Source organism: Bacillus sp. AP50 (assembly GCF_040492675.1).
Classification (GTDB): Bacteria; Bacillota; Bacilli; order Bacillales; family Bacillaceae_G; genus Bacillus_A; species Bacillus_A cereus.
On record NZ_JBEUTW010000221.1, the window covers coordinates 1 to 18,033 of the forward strand.

An 18,033-nucleotide genomic window follows, 5' to 3' on the forward strand; every position below is an offset into this window, starting at 1 on the left:
GAGGCAATGAATTGGATTTACTTTTATAATATGCAGTTTATATTAAGTTTTGTAGTAATTTATGCAATATATATTCTTGTATATAATTTAATAGGTAAGGTTTTTCTAAGTATGGTTTTAACGAGCTGTACGTTAGTCATTTTATGTATTGTGAATTATTTGAAGCTTATTTTCAGAGGTGATCCGTTATATCCTTCTGATTTCACACAAATTACGCATATGCAATCTGTTATACCGATGGTGATGGACTATTTTAGTTGGAGTTATATTTTTGTCATTATCGTAAGTATCGTAGCTTGTATTGTAGCAGGGATATATATGAGAAGGTATATTCAAAATGTAAAGATTCATCTAGGAATAAGAGCCTTATTAGTAGTAGGATCTATTTTTGTTCTATATGCGTACGGTAATTTTGCGAATACATTTATGAATAAAGTATTTCAAAAATCAGGTGTAGATTTTGTTTTGTGGAATCAAAATGAGAACTATGCTTCAAATGGTTTTGTACTGGGGTTTATTAGCAATTTAGATACAACAGTTATGGAAAAACCAAAAAATTATTCTAAAGAAAATATGCTTCAAATAGCAAACGATATAAAAAAACAATATAGTGGAAATATAGGGAATCAAAAGAAAAAAGAGAAACCGAATATTATTTTTGTAATGAGTGAATCGTTTTGGGATCCGACGAAAGTAACCAACCTTTCTTTTAGTGAAGATCCTGTACCAAATTTGCATCATTATATAGAAAACTTTCCTGGGGGACAAACTATTTCTCCTACATTTGGGGGAAATACAGCGAACGTTGAATTTGAGGCATTAACAAGTTATTCAATGAGTTTGTTAAAGCCAGGTTCTATACCATATCAGCAGGTTATTACAAATAAGAAAGAAATTCCATCAATCCCTACGGCGTTGAAAAAAGAAGGGTATTACACAAGTGCAATTCATTCATTTGGTCGCACATTCTTTAAACGTGATGATGTATATAAGGTGTTAGGATTTGATAAGTTTAATGCAGAGGACACGATGAAAAATGTGGATATTGATGGAGATTATATTAGTGATTTAGCGATGAGTAAAGAGATAATTGCTGAGTTAGAGGAACAAAAACAGCCTACATTTATTCATGCAGTTACGATGCAAAATCATTTTCCATTTACAGAGGGCCGATTTGGTGAAAACCTAATAGAAATTAGCGGGCTAGAAAATGAAGAATCAAAGGGAGAATTAGAGACGTATACAGAAGGGTTAAGACGTTCAGATGAGGCACTTCAATATTTAATAGAGCAACTAGATAATTTAGATAGACCTACATTATTAGTATTCTTTGGAGATCATCTTCCATCACTAGGAACAAATAAATCTTTTTATAAAGAAAACGGGTATATAACGAATGAAAAAACACCGAGTGAACGTTTAGCGATGGCGCAAACGCCGCTATTAATGTATGCAAACTTTGATATGCCAAATGATAATTTAGGTTTAGTAAGCCCAATTCATTTTTCTAATCTTATTTTTGATTATGCAGGATTAAATAAATCCTTATTTTATCAATTTTTATCGGAACTTTACAAGGAAATACCAGTGCTTAGAGATGAATTAAAAGTTGATAAAAATGGAGAAGTAATCAATGATTTAACAAAGAAACAAAAAGAAATGTTAGAGCAATATAAAATGCTCCAATATGATTTACTCGTTGGAAATCAATATAGTACAGATATCCTCTTTAAATAAAAGAAACAAAAAGAACTTGTATAACGATACAAGTTCTTTTTTCATAGTATTTAACGGGGTAACCAGACAAGCTGGGTTTAGGGAGTATTACCTGTACATTTAGTATATATGAAAATGTAATCGTTTTATTTGTGTATTTGTGAGAAATATGTGAATTTTATGTTTTGTGAAAAAACTATTATATTAACTTTCGTTCTTGTATTGCAGTTGTTATGCATGTAAAAATTTTATCAGTTCTTTATTTAATTCATCCGCTTGATCGATTGGTGAACCATGACCACTATTTGTAAGAGCATGTAACTGAGAATTTTTAATTCGTTGTTGCGTAAGCTCAGCACTTTTGTAAGGAATTAGTTGGTCGTGAACGCCGTGGAAGATTTTTGTTGGGACGTTAATTTTATTTAAATCTTTCGTTACATCTTCATTTGCAGCTGCTTGTAAAATTTTGATAAGGGCATAAGAAGCGGACTGCATACCGAGATAAGAAAACCATTCAAGGGTTGCAGCCCCTAAGTTTCTATTGAAAAAGGATAAAGATACGTCATTTAAAAATTTTGGTGAATTAGCATACATTTGATTAATGAGAGCATCTGCTTGTTCTTTCGGTACACCGTAAGGGGACTCTTGATTTTTAACGAAAGAGGGGGAGACAGCGTCAATTAATGCGAGCTTAGAAATGCGGCGCCCATGATAGCGAGACATATAGCGAATAGAAAGAGCACCACCAACTGAGAAACCGACTAATGTAGCGTTCTCTACTTGGAGTGCTTCTAGAACAATTGCGATATCATCGGCTAATCGATCATACGTGTAACCAGTCCATGGCTTATCAGATTGCCCATTCCCTCGTATATCCATGGCGATACAACGAAAGCCATGCTCTGGTAAAACATTGAGTTGATATTGATACATTTGATGATTTAAAGGCCATCCGTGAACGAAGAAAACAGTCTTACTACCTGGACCAGGATTAACGTCTTGCACAAAAATATGCACATCTTTCTCGACAGTAACAAACATAAAACTCCCCCTGTTCTATCAATAGGCTCCATTCTAAAAGCTTTGTTTTACTTTTTAGGCCGTCTATATAAAACATCCTCCATAATATACGTATTAATGATCATAGATTTTATGCTCTGTATATAGTCTAAATATATTGCGTTTTTGGTACGATTTTCCTCAAATGTTCGATTTATCTTTGTTTGTCTATGAAAATCATTTATTATAATAAATGGTATTCTTTGAGATGTTATTTTGAAGGGGTGTTGAAGTGAAAGAAAGTTTTCTATCATATAAAGAAGAAGAAAGGAATGCAAAACTCCTTTTATGGGTGTTATATGTCATTGTTATTGTATATCAAATTTTCTATGCAATCGTATTAGAAGATAAATCAATAATGGATAAGGGATACAACATAATATGGCAAGTTATTTGCGGAGTAGCAATACTATGCGTGAATATATATTTACTGAAAAAAGAGAAGGCAAACCTTGTTAAATATGCATGGATATTTGCATACATAGGGATAGAAATCGCTAATATAGTTTCGTATATTTTTTATAATAAGGCGGCGTTTGATGCGACAAATATAATAGAAATTATTCTCATTTTCTTTGTACCCATATTTTTAAATAAAAAATTTTATGTGTTTTTGCTTTCCTCTATTGTAGGAAAATATTTAATTTATTTATTTGTATTAGAGGAAATAAAAGCATTTATGTTCCTTATTATGTGTACACTTATGTTAATAGTTGCATATATCATTTTAAATCGATTTTTACAATATCTTTCAGCCGTAAAGGAAAGTATTGCGATTGCTAGTGAATCACAAAAATTAGCAGTAATCGGAAAAATGGCAGCGACTGTTGGACATGAAATTAAAAATCCACTGGCTTCATTAAAAGGATTTACGCAATTACAACGAGAGAAGCATGAAGAGGATCCTATTTATAAACGTATGATTTTTGAAATAGAAAATATGAATAATATGATAAGTGAGTTGATGGAAGTTGCTACATGCAAACCTTCTATTTATAAGAAACATGATGTAGGAAAAATTGTATTACAAGTAATAACAAGTCTTCGCGGAAAAATGAATGAATTAAACGTGCAGTTTATTTCTAATGTGGAAGAAAAAACAATAGAAGTTGAATGTGATGAACGAAAAATAAGAGGAGTCTTTTTATATACGATAAAAAATGCTTTAGAGGCAATGGAACAAGGTGGCATATTACATTTGCAATTAGAGAATAAAGGGAAAGAATATGTAATAATCAGCGTAATCGATAATGGTCATGGTATTAAGCAAGAAAACTTAACCCGTGTTACAGAAGCCTTTTATACAACGAAACAAGATAAAATTGGTCTGGGACTTACGGTAGCGAATCGAATTGTCGCCGAGCACCTTGGTGAGCTGCATATTTCAAGTGAAAGAGATACTGGAACGAGAATAGACATCATTCTCCCAAGGAAGTGTGGAAATACTGAAATCCAAGTGGAAGAAAAGCTAGGAGTTACCATATGAATAAAGGCTATATATTTAAAAATGAAGAAATAAAGGCATTGAAAGTATTTTTAAGTTTATTTTTTATTATATTTTTTGTGTATGATCTTGCCTATGAATTTATCGTACCTTTAATCGCGGGAGAGCAAGAAGGCGTAGGAAAGTTTGAAGATGGTTTAGGTTTATGGCTTTACTTTTTGACGGTAGTATTGTTTTGCAGTGGAATATACTTTATGAAATGGAAGAATGTTTTTGTGGTAAAGTATATTATTCTAATTGGCTATAATGTATTAGATTGTATCCATAACATTATGATTTATTATGGTAGCGATGCGGAATTTGACGGTGGAAATATAGTAGAAGTATTTTTTATTTTGTTCGCACCAATCTTTGTGAACAAAAGATATTTCTGGTTAGTTCCAGCGATACTTGTCGGGAAGTACGCTCTTACAGGAATCATTATTCAATCTTCTCTCGTTTTAATCCCAATGGCATTATATAGTGTATTTACTATTATATGTTGGATTATATTTTTGAGGGTTCAGTCTTACGTTCGTACGCTTGAGATGATGGACAAAGAAATAAAACAGACAGAAAAACTAGCAGCTGTTGGAAAAATGGCAACGGTTATTGGTTATAAGATTAGAAGACCTTTAGCAAACTTAAAAAAACTTGTGAATAAACAAGCCGACAAGCATCCAGAGGATAAAATTTATAGTGATATTATGAAACAAGAAGTAGATCGGATTCATATAATTGCTACAGAACTTAGTGGATTTGAGAAATCTAAATCACTAGAATCAGAAACTCATAACATACAAGAAATTATCTCTTATGTTATTCGAGTTATGGAAAAGCCTGCTTTAAAACAAGGAGTCCACATACAAGGTATTTACAGTAAAGACTTACCGTCCATTACATGTGATGAAAAACGATTAAAACAGGTCTTTTTTAATTTAATCAAAAATGCAATTGAAGCAATGTCAGTTGGGGGAACAATTACGATTAAAGTTACTGTAAAAGATGGAATCATCGTTCAAGTGAAAGATGAGGGATGTGGTATTCCAAAAGATAAAATTCCAAAGTTAAATGAAGCCTTTTATACAACGAAAGAAACAGGAACTGGTCTAGGTTTAGTAGTTACAGAAAAAATTATTAAAGACCACAATGGTAAAATGAGTTTTGAAAGTGAAGTTGGGGTTGGAACAACGGTTGAGGTTATGTTACCACTGCATTAAATAGAAAAAACATCACTTATTTGGAAGTAATGTTTTTGTGTTCTTCTTAGGTAGACGTTCTAAAAAAGAGGACGATAACGAAAAATAATATATTGATAGTGTAAAAAGAAAATAATGGATGTTTTACTATGAAAAATATATAATGGCTTTGTCTGTTATTTGTTGTAGTTCATTTATATTTCTATTTGTTGACCCGAATCTCGGGTCTTTTTTTTATGAAATGAATTGCTATATGTCAGTGATTAGAAAAATAGAATATACAGCACTTGCAGTAATTCCAGGGGTAATATAAAGGGATATAGCATCTCCTCTTGCAACTGGGTTTCCAGTTGTAATACTAGTCCAAGTTACAGTAGCGGAACCTACTGCCGGAGTAGGATTAAATACTTGAATTTGTCCTACTCCGCTATCCGTTGGTTTAATGGAAAATACCATAGTTCTGGTGTTTCCGTTAGAACTGCTGTTGCGTCTGCCGTCGCAACTAAAGCAATTAAGTGGTACATATACGTTCTCCTTTCTATATTTTGAAAATCTAGTATTTAATGAGATGAGAAAATCATCTGTTTTCTTAATAAAATCATCTGGTTGCACAGTAAATGTAGCAGATTGATAGTTTGGTAACCATTGTACGCCAATCGTTCGTACATCTGCCTGTTTTCCAGCAAGTATGTCAGCATCACTATCCCCAATAAAAATTGCTTCGTTTGCATTTACATTTAATGTATTTAATACAAGAAGAATACCTTCAGGGTCAGGTTTTGGCTTCATTACATCATCTCCAGCTACTATACAGTCGAAGAAAGAAACTAATCCTAATGCTTTTAGAGAAATATCCAGGCTTCTTTTTGCTTTTCCAGTTACGATAGCTAACTGAAACCCTTGTTTTTTTAAATGTATTAAAAGGTCTACTATTTCATGATTTCGCTTTACGTAATCATGATGCTTTTCTTCATAACATTCATAGTATCTTTCAACTGCTACTTCTTTTTCTTCAGAAAGTAAGTTCTCATGAATAATACCAACTTCACTTGGACCAAACATAGAAAGAATCTCTGCTTCAGTAATTTCTTTATTATCAAATTGCCAAAAAACGTTTTGAAACGAGTAATAACATAAAGGTAAAGTATCAGCTAGTGTGCCATCAAAATCAAAAATAATTGTACGTAGCATTTTCTCACTTCCGTTTTAAGTTATTTTAAGGTTTATTTAAGTTATTTTGTTGTGATATACTTAAAATAACTTAAAAGTACTTAAAAGTAAATGGAAATGGGTGAGAGTATGAATCAAGAGGAACGTTTAATAAAAATAATGGATTATTTGAATGAACATAGGACGATGAGTTTGAAGATGATGTGTGAGCTATTTCAAGTTTCCAGAGATACAGCAAGAAGAGATATTGTAAAGTTAACAAATGAAACAACAATAATACGAACTCATGGTGGTGTAGCTTTATCATCTTTCCACCGTAAAATATCGGATTATGTAAATCGTGAGGAAAAAGAAATTGAATATAAGATATCTATTGGAAAGCAAGCTGCTTCTTTTGTAGGAGATAATGAAATTATTTATCTTGATGTTTCAACAACTGTTAACTGTATGGCTTCATTTTTGACAGCAAGTAATATAACGGTTGTTACAAATTCAATTGATACAGTAAATCATTTAATGGATATGGAGAATGTAAATATTCATATTTTGGGTGGAGAATTAAATAAACACTCACGTTATATGGCGGGTTTTTCTGCAATGGAGAAACTAAAAGATTATCATTTTGATAAAGTTTTTATTGGATCACCCGGCCTTACAGAAGATGGTGTTTATTATGCGTATGAGGAAGATATTCATTTTAAGCGTCAAATTGTTAAACAAACGAATGGAGTGTTTTTACTTGCCGATGAGACAAAAATGAATCAACGTCAAAACTTTAAGGCACTGTCATTAGAATCAATAGATACAATTATTACGAATGATGTTATTCCCGGCAATTTAGAAAGAGTAGTGAAAGAATATGGAATTGAGCTAATCACTGGAGTGAAGTAAAGGGGGACGCAAAAATGAAGGGAATTATATTTGATATTGACGGAACAATGTTAGATACGGAAAAAGCAGTTTTATATTCATTACAGAGAACGTTGCGAGATGAAGGGATGAATTATTCATTAGAAAAGCTACATTTTGCATTAGGTATTCCTGGTATGGCTGCGTTACAAGAAATTGGTGTGGAAAATATGAAAGCAGTTCATGAGAAATGGATACGTAATATGGCAGATTTTAAGAATGAAATTACAGTATTTAAAGGAATTGCGGAAGTGATTGAAATAGTATCTTCATATAAGATTCGAACAGGTATTGTTACTTCAAAAACACGCCAAGAGTTTATCAATGATTTCAAGCCATTTGGATTACATTCATATTTTGAACACTCTATTTGTGTAGAAGATACAATAAAACATAAACCACATCCAGAGCCACTTGTGACATGTCTAAAAAGATTGAATATAGATGCACAAGAAGCGATATACATAGGTGATTCAGTATATGACTTACAATGCGCAAAACAAGCGGGAGCAAAATTTGGTTTAGCCCTGTGGGGAGCGAAAACAAGGAAAGGATTCGAGGTGGCTGATTATATTTTTCAAACGCCTCATGAAATTTTAAGTTTAGTAAAAAGAGATAGCTAAATTAGCTATCTCTTTAAAAATTTATAACCACCATTTCTCCTGCGGAAGCAAAATAACATCCACATCAAAATTTTCTTTAAACCAATCATACATCAATGTCTCTTTCACTAAATATTCAGAGGCAGAGTGTGACACACCAATTAGAGACATATTCGTTTCTTTTACATAATCCATAATGAGCGAGTATTTATGTCGGCCGTAATCATTGTCGATATGGCAATGGATTTCTCCTGTAATATATGCTTCAGCACCTTTTTCTTCTGCTTCCTTCATTAAAGATACAACATCGCCACATCCAGCGATAATTGCGATTTTTTTGATGGAATCATGTCGTTTACCTTCGAAGTCTGTGTAAGGAATCTGGAAGAGTTGTTTTAGATGTTTTTGGAGTGCTTCTGTTGATGTTTCATCTATTTCACAAATAAGGCCAATTGGTTCTTGTTCTGGACCTCCATATGCAAAGTCGTCCACTACAGTAGCGTTTAATGCTTTTGCAATTGAAATACTCGTTCCATGCGTTTGATGAAAATCCATTGGTACGTGACATGTATATATAGAAAGTTGTTTTTCTTTTATTCCTTGCAAATATTTTTCAGGAATTGGTATGAAACCGCGACCGGATCTTCCAAGCGGATCACCACACTCCATTACAAGGGGATGGTGCATAAAGAGTAAATCACCAGGTGTGGATTGTGAAATGAATGTTTCAAGAACGTCATCTGTAGGGAATACAGCTAAAAATACTTTGTTTACATTTTCAGATCCGTGCATCATAAGGCCGTTAAATAAATCTACAAAATTTGCTTCGAAAAATTGTTGCCAAGGAAATTTGATAGGATCATATACGGCTGGGATAAATCGACTAAAGGCACTATCTTTTCCGTATTTTTCAATTTGGAATAAGTGATCGAGTGATTGCTCTATTTTTTTTAAGGCTGGCATGTTTGATAATCCTCCTTAAGATGATTCTTGCTTTATGAGTTGTTTGTATTCTTCGTAGCAAAATAAGAAGCGGATAGGAAACAAATAAAACCTAGGATCCAGCTAATAGAAGGAGAATAGGGAAGTACATGCTGTAATAGCATTCCGCTAGAAATGAAGAAACTACTAAATAGACCTAATAACATAGGATATCGTTGTAGTTTGAACACGGATAGTAAACCTCCTTTCTCCTGCATGAACTACTCATAAAAGCTCGATTGCTGAAACTTTATCACATACATTGTATATTAGTCTTAATTTTCTGTATATAACTTTTAAGAAAAATGGTGATACAATATATGAATGATAAGAGAAGAGAGGATGAAGATTAACATATGTACGTTACTGTAACAGAAGCAGCATATAAAAAGATTATGGATACGATTCCAAGTGAAGCGAAATATATAAAGTTATTTTACGATAATGAGGGTTGCGGTTGTGTCATGAGCGGAATCATCGATTTAGTAGCTGTAGCAGAGAAAGATGAGCGCGATGTGGATATTGAATCAAGCACAATGAACTTTATCGCTGATCGTACAAAGCTTGTATTTATGGACGATAAGTTAACGGTTGATTGGCATGAAGGTGGAGGAACTTTTCAGTTGAAGAGCCCAAGCCAGTTTTATAATCCAAATATGAAGTTACACGTTCGAATATAGTAAAGGAAAGGTGATTCCAAAATGTATTTTGGAATCACCTTTTTTATTTTATAAGTCGCTATTATTGTCGATTTTTGTTGATAAGTCGATATATTGAAAAAATCGCTGATATAAATGGAGTTGCGCTGATATATTTGGGAAATCGCCGATATAAATGGAGTTGCGCCGATATATTCAGAAAATCGCCGATATAATTTCATTTACCAAAACGTTTCAAAAGTAAAAAGATTTTTTCACATAATGAAATGTACATGTGATTGAATTTTCTGTATAATCTTCTTTGCGGAGGGGATACGCATGAGAAGATGGGGAATTGAGTTGTTAATTTTAAGTGTTGTTATTATTTGGGGGATTAACTATACAATTGCGAAGTATGGACTTTTAGAATTTACAGCAATTGAGTTTACTGCACTTCGTATGATGGCGGCGGCACCGCTTCTGTTACTCCTTACCTTTTTTATTGAAAAGTCGGTTTATATGGAGCGAAAGGATATACCTAGATTAATTATCGTTAGCATTGTAGGTATTGTACTGTATCAAACGTTATTTATGGAAACTGTCAAATATACATCTGCTACAAATGCCTCTTTACTCATTTCTATTTCACCTATTTTTACAACTGCATTTGCGATTTTCTTGAAACAAGAAAAGTTTTCTTCTCGAAAGTTAATCGGTTCTATGACTGCCTTTGTTGGTGCAGCATTAGTTTTAGTAGCAGGACATTCGCTTACTAGTTCTTTTTATGGCAATGGAATTGGACTGATTACATCAATATGCTGGGGGCTTTATCCTGTTTTAGCAGGACCATTAATTAAAAAATATTCAGCATTACGTGTTACAGCATGGTCTGCATTAGTGGGTGCGATTCCGCTATTATTGTTAAGTGGTCCACATGTGTTTGTCATGCTATTTCACATTACTCACGGAATGACACTATTTGCTTTACTATATTCTATTTTCTTTGTAACAGTATTTGGTCTAGTAATGTGGTATGTTGGTGTTCAAAAAATTGGGGCGTCACATACGATGGTATATATGTATATAACGCCGCTTGTAGCGGTTTTATTTGCAGCTGTCTGGGCAAATGAATATGTATCGTTTCAACAAATCATCGGTGGAATTATCATTTTTGTCGGTCTATGGTTTGTGAAATCGGAGAAAGTAAAAGTTCATTCTATTGCAGGGGAACCTATATCAAAATAGGAAAACAGATCACCTATGATCTGCTTTCCTATTTTTTTATTTTTGGTAAGAAGATGAGAAATAAGATAGCAGTAATAAGTGGAATTAAGTTTAAAAATGGAATACGGAAGAGTGTAATAAGAATAATACCTGGAAGAAGAACACCGAGGACAGCGTAAAAAATGCTATGGTTTTTCGTGTACCAATACAATGAAAGTCCAATAAGTGCAGGGATAATGAGGTGAATGAGAGCCATTAAAAAATAAATCATTAGACGCCCCCTTTATTTGTGTGCTTATTACATCATATCCGTATGTTCATAGATTGATATCATTTTTTTCATAAATGGACGAAAAAAGTTTGAAAAACCGTCACAAAATATGAGAATATGATGTTTGAAATCTTGTATAATATTATTTCCTAAAAATATTTAAACAACATAAACATACTGTTTATGTTGTTTTTAATTTGAGTGAAATGGATTTAAGGAATATGAATTTGAAAGAAATTTTTTGTTGGATAGATAAAAATTACTGAAGAGGAGAACAGCATGATTAGTATGTCATTAAGATCGTTTAAAATTCAATCGTATTATTTACTAGGTTTTCTTTTACTAGGCTGGATGTTAACGCCGTTTTCAGCTCATTTTCTAGGTGCTGGAATTGGGCTTATTGTAAGTATGTATTGCGTTTGGCTTTTAGGGAGACGAATTGAGAAGCTTGGAGATAGTATTGTAAAGAAGACGAAAGCACCGACACTCGGTATGTTTAACCGTTTTGCAGCTGCAATTTTGGGTGCTATTATTATGTACGAAATTGAGCACCACATGGTTATGTGGGCATTTGCAGTAGGGATTTTGGGTGGGTATTTCTTAATTGTTGTTAATTTAGGATACTATAGCATGAAAGATGAGAAAGAACTAACAAAGAGCTAAAAAAGATAAAAGACTTCTTTTTAGATGGAATAGATGATCCAGCCACGGATAGAAGCGGTCAGGGCCTTTTTTAGCCCCATACGATGTGAAACCCAGTAGGGATATAATGTATATATTCGAAGCTGTAATTTTATAATCTAGGTCACAGATGAAGAGATTAGCGTTTCACTTTATATAAGATATAGAAAGAAGCTTACGTTTTCACGTAAGCTTCTTTTTTATGTAAGTGTGTGTAACCGTTAAGCCGCATTGGGTTTTGTCGGTGAGTACGCGAAACTTTACGGTTACACGACACTTATTCATATGAGTAAAGGGTTATTCCAACAGAAAGTTTTAATTTAAGCGATTGGACCGCCTAAGTTAATAATGTCTTCAGATACGCTGTCGAACTTTTTGAAGTTAGCTTTGAATTCATTTGCAAGTTCGATTGCTTTTGCTTTGTAAGCAGCTTTATCAGCCCAAGTTTGTTCAGGCATTAACACTTCGTCAGGTACACCTGGTACGTGAAGTGGAACTTCAAGACCGAAGATGTCATGTTTAGCTGTTTCAGTTTTCGCAAGTTCACCGTTTAATGCAGCTTGAATCATTGCACGAGTGTAACCTAAGTTCATACGTTTACCAACGCCGTATTCGCCACCAGTCCAGCCAGTGTTTACTAAGAATACTTTCGCATCGTGTTTCTCAATTTTTTCACCAAGCATTTCAGCGTAGCGAGATGCATCAAGTGGTAAGAATGGTGAACCGAAGCAAGTTGAGAATGTAGCTTGCGGAGAAGTAACACCGCGCTCTGTTCCTGCTAGTTTACTAGTGTAACCACTTAAGAAATGATACATAGCTTGTTCTTTTGATAACTTACTGATTGGAGGCAATACGCCAGATGCATCAGCAGTTAAGAAAATAATTGTATTTGGGTGTCCAGCAACACTTGGCAGTACGATATTGTCGATCGCATGCATAGGGTATGCAGCACGAGTATTTTCTGTTAAAGTAGTATCGTTGTAGTCCGCGATACGCGTTTGGTCATTAATGATAACGTTTTCTAAAACAGATCCAAATGTGATTGCATCGAAAATTTGTGGTTCTTTCTCGTGAGAAAGGTTTACACATTTCGCGTAGCAACCGCCTTCAATATTGAATACACCGTTATCAGACCAACCGTGCTCATCATCACCAATTAATTTACGGTTTGGATCAGCAGATAATGTTGTTTTACCTGTTCCAGATAAACCGAAGAATAATGCTACATCGCCTTCTTCACCTACGTTTGCAGAACAGTGCATAGAAAGAATATCTTGTTCAGGTAATAAGAAGTTCATAATAGAGAAGATTGATTTTTTCATTTCTCCAGCGTATTCTGTACCACCAATTAATACGATGCGTTTTTCGAATGAAACCATAATGAATGCTTCAGAGTTTGTACCGTCAACAGCTGGATCAGCTTTGAAATTCGGTGCAGAAACAATTGTGAACTCTGATTCATGAGTCGTTAATTCTTCTTCAGTTGGACGAATGAATAATTGATGTACAAATAAATTGTGCCATGCATATTCGTTAATAACTTGAATTGGTAGGCGGTAATTGCGGTCAGCGCCTGCAAATCCTTTGAAGACGAATAACTCTTCTTTTTCTTTTAAGTATTCTAAAACTTTAGTATATAATTTATTAAAATGTTCTTCAGAAATCGGTTGGTTCACAGCTCCCCAAGCAATTTTGTCAGCAACCGATGCTTCTTTCACAATAAATTTATCTTTAGGAGAACGTCCTGTATATTTTCCTGTTGAAGCAGAAACGGCACCAGTAGAAGTTAATTTCCCTTCATTTCGCATTAATACTTTTTCCACTAATTGCGGAACACTTAGTTGAATCTGTGCATTGCTTCCGTTCAATAATTCGTGTAAACCAATTTGGACATTCACAGTACTCATATTTATATACCATCCTTTTCATTTAATGAAATATTTCTCGTAATCCCCAACAAGAGTATAACACAATTATATAAATAATGTATACTATTTATTTCTTTTTGTTTGTGTGAATGCATTATTTCCTTATTAATATTTCATTTCAGGCGTATTGAGAAAAACTTTCAGGAAAATGTGAATATTAATTGACAAATGAATATCATTTCTTTAGTATAGGTTGGGACGGATACTCTCTTATCCCGAGCTGGCGGAGGGACAGGCCCGATGAAGCCCAGCAACCTCACTTGTATTGATAAATGCAGGTGAATAGGTGCTAAAACCTGTGCGAGGCTACAGGTCTCGAACGATAAGAGCGAAGGGCAAAAAGCAGTATGCAAGTAGCAAATTAAACCTTTCCTCTATGTAAAGTAGGAAAGGTTTTTCTGTATGCTTGTGTGGGAGAATAAATGTATGTCGCAGTTTGTGGCAAATTAAGGATGAGTTCCGTACAATATATACAATTACTGTAGGGAGGTTTACCACATGACAAAAAAACGTCATCTGTTCACATCTGAGTCTGTAACTGAAGGACATCCAGATAAAATTTGTGACCAAATTTCTGATTCAATTTTAGATGCGATCTTATCAAAAGACGCAAATGCACGTGTAGCTTGTGAAACAACTGTAACAACTGGTTTAGTATTGGTAGCGGGGGAAATTACGACTTCTACTTACGTAGATATTCCGAAAATCGTTCGTGAAACAATTCAAGGCATTGGTTACACACGCGCAAAATACGGATTCGATGCAGAAACTTGTGCTGTTTTAACATCTATCGATGAGCAGTCTGCTGACATCGCTATGGGTGTTGACCAAGCGCTAGAAGCACGCGAAGGTCAAATGACTGACGCTGAGATTGAGGCAATTGGTGCAGGAGACCAAGGTTTAATGTTTGGTTTTGCATGTAATGAAACACAAGAATTAATGCCACTTCCAATCTCGCTTGCTCACAAATTAGCTCGCCGTTTAACTGAAGTACGTAAAGATGATACATTATCATACTTACGTCCAGATGGAAAAACGCAAGTTACAGTTGAGTATGATGAAAATGGTAAACCAGTACGTGTTGATACTATCGTAATTTCTACACAACATCACCCAGATGTTACATGGGAAGAAATCGATCGCGACTTAAAAGAGCACGTAATTAAAGCTGTAGTACCAGCAGAATTAATGGATGGAGAAACGAAATTCTTCATTAATCCAACTGGCCGCTTCGTAATTGGTGGACCACAAGGTGATGCTGGTTTAACAGGACGTAAAATCATCGTTGATACTTACGGTGGATACGCTCGCCACGGTGGCGGTGCATTCTCTGGTAAAGATGCAACGAAAGTTGACCGTTCTGCAGCATATGCAGCTCGTTATGTTGCGAAAAACATCGTAGCAGCTGGTCTTGCTGAAAAAGCAGAAGTACAACTTGCATACGCAATCGGTGTAGCACAACCAGTATCAATTTCAGTTGATACATTCGGCACTGGTAAAGTATCTGAAGACGTACTAGTAGAACTAGTTCGTAACAACTTCGATCTTCGCCCGGCTGGTATTATTAAAATGTTAGACTTACGTCGCCCAATTTACAAACAAACAGCAGCTTACGGCCACTTCGGACGTACTGATGTAGATCTATCATGGGAACGTACAGACAAAGCTGCAGCTTTAAAAGAGCAAGCTGGTCTATAATATATGAAAAAAAGCTTTGCGCGGTGAGCGCAAAGCTTTTTTTATTTATAATTACGTTGGAATAAAGCGAAGAGTTCAATGTCATGCCAAGTGCCGTTGCGGAATATAGCTTCTTTACAAGTTCCTTCATGTTGAAAACCAAGTGATTTATATAATTTAACTGCTCTATCGTTAAAAGAAAATACTCGTAAAGAAAGGCGATGTAAATTTAATTCTAAAAATGCATAATCCAATAATAGGGTTAAAGCTTCCTGCCCATAACCTTGCCCCCAGTAATCCTTTTTACCAATATCAATAATGCATTCAGCGTTTCGATTATAAGAATCAATATGAATTAAAGAAGTAATACCAATTGGAAGATGCGTAGCTTTTTCTTCAATGATATAGCTCTTAGAGTTCGAAGAATGAATAAATTGCCGGCAAAGTTTTTCTGTGTCTTGAAAGGAATATTTATCAAGAGTGAGTGTAGTTGAACTCATAACGTCTATATCATTATGCCATTTATAATATGTTAGAATATCATCTTCGGAAAACTTTCGTAACTGGATACGGTTGGATTCAAACAATGTAAACACCCCTTTTGTATTTACTGGTTTTTGTTCATTATCTCAACACACGAACTACAATAAATTTGTCCTTCTAATTCAATATACTTTTTCATATTTGTCATGCCATTCGCCGGAAAGGGCATATGAATCCACGCTTTTTCATACGTTTGTATTTCTGTTTTACATGATTTACAAAAGATTGATTTCTTTTTGAACATATGTAATCAACCTTTCATTTGACGTGCTTTACTTGCGCAAAAGGCACTACTTAGTAAAAATAGTGTCGCGAATATAATGCTTACTAATGTAGCGTATGGAATTGCGCCTTTTAAGGAAAAGCCGACAGTGATTGAAGCGATGAATAAGAGGATAAATGTTGTTGTTAATTTTTTATAAAGTTCCATACAATGTAGACCTCCAATTTATTTTTTAGTACAAGTTTTAAAATTGAATTCTATTATGTAGAAAATATAAAGAGTAGCTAAAGATGTGTAGTCTAGGAGTATAAGAAAGTACACTTTCCTTTTTGTGGGTTAGTATACTTATATTGTATCATGGCGCATGATTGGCTTCATACATAATTGTGTAAAGGTATGTATGATAAAATGAAGAAAAGTCTTTAAGAAAGGAAAGATAAAAAATGAGTGTAACTGAACATAAAAAACAAGCTCCAAAAGAAGTGCGTTGCAAGATTGTTACAATTTCCGATACACGTACGGAAGAAACAGATAAGAGCGGACAACTATTACATGAATTGTTAAAAGAAGCGGGACATAAAGTAACTTCTTATGAAATTGTAAAAGATGATAAAGAAAGTATTCAGCAAGCGGTGTTAGCTGGTTATCATAAGGAAGATGTAGATGTTGTATTAACAAATGGCGGTACTGGTATTACGAAACGCGATGTCACAATTGAAGCAGTATCAGCGTTATTAGATAAAGAAATTGTTGGATTTGGTGAGCTGTTCCGTATGATTAGTTATTTAGAAGATATCGGAAGCAGCGCAATGTTAAGTAGAGCGATTGGTGGTACAATTGGGCGCAAAGTAGTCTTCTCGATGCCAGGGTCTAGCGGAGCGGTTCGACTTGCGATGAATAAATTAATTTTACCGGAATTAGGCCATATTACATTTGAGCTGCATCGCCAATGAGTAAGTATGCTGGAATTGTATTAGCGGGCGGTATGTCGAGTAGATTTGGTGAGCCGAAGGCGTTAGCAATTTGGAAGGGAACTACTTTTGTTGAGCATATTGTGAAAGTGATGGGAACTACTTTGCAAGACATTGTAGTAATTAGCCATACTGATATAAAAGAGCGAGTAGAGCAATTCGTACAAGTTCCTGTTATAGAAGACATTCCGCACTATAAAGGAAATGGACCGCTTGCGGGCATTGTATCAGGTATGGAATACATAGAAGCAGATTGGTACGCTATTATGCCTTGCGATGCACCAAACGTTTCGCATCAATGGTTTGCCATTTTACTAGAGCAAACGAGCAATGAATATGATGCGGTTGTACCTATTATTAATGGAAGAAAACAACCGCTACTTGCGGCGTATCATAACCGCGTGAAAGAAAAGATTTATGCTTTACTTCAGGAAGAAAAAAGAAGTATGGGCCAGCTTTTATCACAATGTAATGTGAAGTATGTTTCTGGAGAAGATGTACAAGCGAATGCGGATTGGTTTATAAATGTAAATACGAAAGAAGAATATGTGCAGGCTCAAAAAGACCTTTCAAATGAATGAAAGGTTTTTTGATATACAGAATTGGGGAACAATTACTGTATAAAGGCATGTGAGTAAGTTGATTTTAAGGGGAATTCTTAAAATCATTATACAGTTTAAAATACTGTATAACCATATATTAATTTTTATGGGTTTTTATTACAAGTCTGTTTAGTTATGTTTATTTTTGATATAATT

20 protein-coding genes and 1 riboswitch are annotated in these 18,033 nt (G+C 34.4%); of the genes, 11 read left to right on the plus strand and 9 right to left on the minus strand.

Annotated features, from left to right (window positions below; all coding sequences use genetic code 11):
* Window positions 1–1,737 (plus strand): LTA synthase family protein (locus ABWK52_RS17180; RefSeq protein ID WP_353772025.1); only part of this gene is annotated, 1,737 nt, incomplete at its 5' end.
* A 210-nt stretch (window positions 1,738–1,947) separates the two neighbouring features.
* Here ABWK52_RS17180 and ABWK52_RS17185 read toward each other — a convergent pair.
* Window positions 1,948–2,757 (minus strand): alpha/beta fold hydrolase, encoded by an 810-nt coding sequence (locus ABWK52_RS17185; protein WP_098541226.1) that lies wholly within the window; start codon window positions 2,755–2,757, stop codon window positions 1,948–1,950.
* Window positions 2,758–3,007: 250 nt separating this feature from the next.
* On the opposite strand from ABWK52_RS17185, the gene ABWK52_RS17190 reads away from it, so the two are divergent.
* On the plus strand, window positions 3,008–4,261 hold the full coding sequence (locus ABWK52_RS17190) for an ATP-binding protein (RefSeq protein ID WP_061654617.1): 1,254 nt from the start codon (window positions 3,008–3,010) through the stop codon (window positions 4,259–4,261).
* Complete coding sequence (locus tag ABWK52_RS17195; RefSeq protein ID WP_001032637.1) at window positions 4,258–5,478, plus strand: ATP-binding protein; 1,221 nt, start codon at window positions 4,258–4,260, stop codon at window positions 5,476–5,478. Before ABWK52_RS17190 ends, ABWK52_RS17195 begins: the two co-directional genes overlap by 4 nt.
* Window positions 5,479–5,706: 228 nt before the next feature.
* On the opposite strand, the gene ABWK52_RS17200 is transcribed toward ABWK52_RS17195, so the two are convergent.
* Window positions 5,707–6,648: an HAD family hydrolase gene (locus tag ABWK52_RS17200; RefSeq protein ID WP_239697115.1), complete on the minus strand. Its 942-nt coding sequence runs from the start codon at window positions 6,646–6,648 to the stop codon at window positions 5,707–5,709.
* 108 nt (window positions 6,649–6,756) lie between these two features.
* Between ABWK52_RS17200 and ABWK52_RS17205 the strand changes: the two genes are divergently transcribed.
* Window positions 6,757–7,518 carry a DeoR/GlpR family DNA-binding transcription regulator gene (locus ABWK52_RS17205; protein WP_015382478.1) on the plus strand — a complete coding sequence of 254 codons (762 nt, stop codon included), beginning with the start codon at window positions 6,757–6,759 and terminating at the stop codon, window positions 7,516–7,518.
* 14 nt (window positions 7,519–7,532) lie between these two features.
* Window positions 7,533–8,159, plus strand: coding sequence for an HAD family hydrolase (locus ABWK52_RS17210; protein WP_000676033.1), 627 nt, complete (start codon window positions 7,533–7,535; stop codon window positions 8,157–8,159).
* A gap of 21 nt (window positions 8,160–8,180) precedes the next feature.
* Here ABWK52_RS17210 and ABWK52_RS17215 read toward each other — a convergent pair whose 3' ends face one another.
* Both ABWK52_RS17215 and ABWK52_RS17220 read right to left on the minus strand, forming a co-directional pair.
* Window positions 8,181–9,101, minus strand: a complete 921-nt coding sequence (locus ABWK52_RS17215) for a Nif3-like dinuclear metal center hexameric protein (protein WP_001111121.1) — start codon at window positions 9,099–9,101, stop codon at window positions 8,181–8,183.
* A 32-nt stretch (window positions 9,102–9,133) separates the two neighbouring features.
* On the minus strand, window positions 9,134–9,310 hold the full coding sequence (locus tag ABWK52_RS17220) for a hypothetical protein (RefSeq protein ID WP_033667186.1): 177 nt from the start codon (window positions 9,308–9,310) through the stop codon (window positions 9,134–9,136).
* A gap of 165 nt (window positions 9,311–9,475) precedes the next feature.
* On the opposite strand from ABWK52_RS17220, the gene ABWK52_RS17225 reads away from it, so the two are divergent.
* Together ABWK52_RS17225 and ABWK52_RS17230 are read left to right on the plus strand one after the other, a co-directional pair.
* Window positions 9,476–9,799 carry an iron-sulfur cluster biosynthesis family protein gene (locus ABWK52_RS17225; protein ID WP_000289569.1) on the plus strand — a complete coding sequence of 108 codons (324 nt, stop codon included), beginning with the start codon at window positions 9,476–9,478 and terminating at the stop codon, window positions 9,797–9,799.
* A gap of 297 nt (window positions 9,800–10,096) precedes the next feature.
* Window positions 10,097–11,002 (plus strand): DMT family transporter, encoded by a 906-nt coding sequence (locus ABWK52_RS17230; protein WP_097995478.1) that lies wholly within the window; start codon window positions 10,097–10,099, stop codon window positions 11,000–11,002.
* Window positions 11,003–11,030: 28 nt separating this feature from the next.
* Here the strand turns inward: ABWK52_RS17230 and ABWK52_RS17235 are convergent, their stop codons facing one another.
* On the minus strand, window positions 11,031–11,252 hold the full coding sequence (locus ABWK52_RS17235) for a hypothetical protein (RefSeq protein WP_000639042.1): 222 nt from the start codon (window positions 11,250–11,252) through the stop codon (window positions 11,031–11,033).
* Between the two features lie 279 nt (window positions 11,253–11,531).
* Between ABWK52_RS17235 and ABWK52_RS17240 the strand changes: the two genes are divergently transcribed.
* A complete protein-coding gene (locus ABWK52_RS17240) occupies window positions 11,532–11,915 on the plus strand; it encodes an ATP synthase subunit I (RefSeq protein ID WP_000624933.1) in 384 nt (127 codons plus the stop codon).
* Between the two features lie 338 nt (window positions 11,916–12,253).
* Here the strand turns inward: ABWK52_RS17240 and pckA are convergent, their stop codons facing one another.
* Window positions 12,254–13,840 (minus strand): phosphoenolpyruvate carboxykinase (ATP), encoded by a 1,587-nt coding sequence (gene pckA / locus ABWK52_RS17245; RefSeq protein WP_000108802.1) that lies wholly within the window; start codon window positions 13,838–13,840, stop codon window positions 12,254–12,256.
* A 228-nt stretch (window positions 13,841–14,068) separates the two neighbouring features.
* Window positions 14,069–14,190: riboswitch (SAM riboswitch) on the plus strand.
* Window positions 14,191–14,359: 169 nt separating this feature from the next.
* On the opposite strand from pckA, the gene metK reads away from it, so the two are divergent.
* Window positions 14,360–15,559, plus strand: coding sequence for a methionine adenosyltransferase (gene metK / locus ABWK52_RS17250; protein WP_000163123.1), 1,200 nt, complete (start codon window positions 14,360–14,362; stop codon window positions 15,557–15,559).
* Window positions 15,560–15,600: 41 nt separating this feature from the next.
* On the opposite strand, the gene ABWK52_RS17255 is transcribed toward metK, so the two are convergent.
* The 3 genes from ABWK52_RS17255 to ABWK52_RS17265 are packed head-to-tail and all read right to left on the minus strand — an operon-like array spanning window position 15,601 to window position 16,511.
* Entirely contained in the window at window positions 15,601–16,125 is a 525-nt protein-coding gene (locus tag ABWK52_RS17255) for a GNAT family N-acetyltransferase (RefSeq protein WP_000464120.1), read from the minus strand.
* Between the two features lie 20 nt (window positions 16,126–16,145).
* Window positions 16,146–16,325, minus strand: a complete 180-nt coding sequence (locus ABWK52_RS17260; RefSeq protein ID WP_000473617.1) for a hypothetical protein — start codon at window positions 16,323–16,325, stop codon at window positions 16,146–16,148.
* A 6-nt stretch (window positions 16,326–16,331) separates the two neighbouring features.
* Window positions 16,332–16,511 (minus strand): hypothetical protein, encoded by a 180-nt coding sequence (locus ABWK52_RS17265; protein WP_000424800.1) that lies wholly within the window; start codon window positions 16,509–16,511, stop codon window positions 16,332–16,334.
* Between the two features lie 236 nt (window positions 16,512–16,747).
* Here ABWK52_RS17265 and ABWK52_RS17270 point away from each other — a divergent pair, with 236 nt between their 5' ends.
* Complete coding sequence (locus tag ABWK52_RS17270) at window positions 16,748–17,257, plus strand: MogA/MoaB family molybdenum cofactor biosynthesis protein (protein ID WP_000117124.1); 510 nt, start codon at window positions 16,748–16,750, stop codon at window positions 17,255–17,257.
* Window positions 17,254–17,856 (plus strand): molybdenum cofactor guanylyltransferase, encoded by a 603-nt coding sequence (locus tag ABWK52_RS17275; RefSeq protein WP_000049598.1) that lies wholly within the window; start codon window positions 17,254–17,256, stop codon window positions 17,854–17,856. Before ABWK52_RS17270 ends, ABWK52_RS17275 begins: the two co-directional genes overlap by 4 nt.
* The last annotated feature ends 177 nt before the right edge of the window (window positions 17,857–18,033 follow it).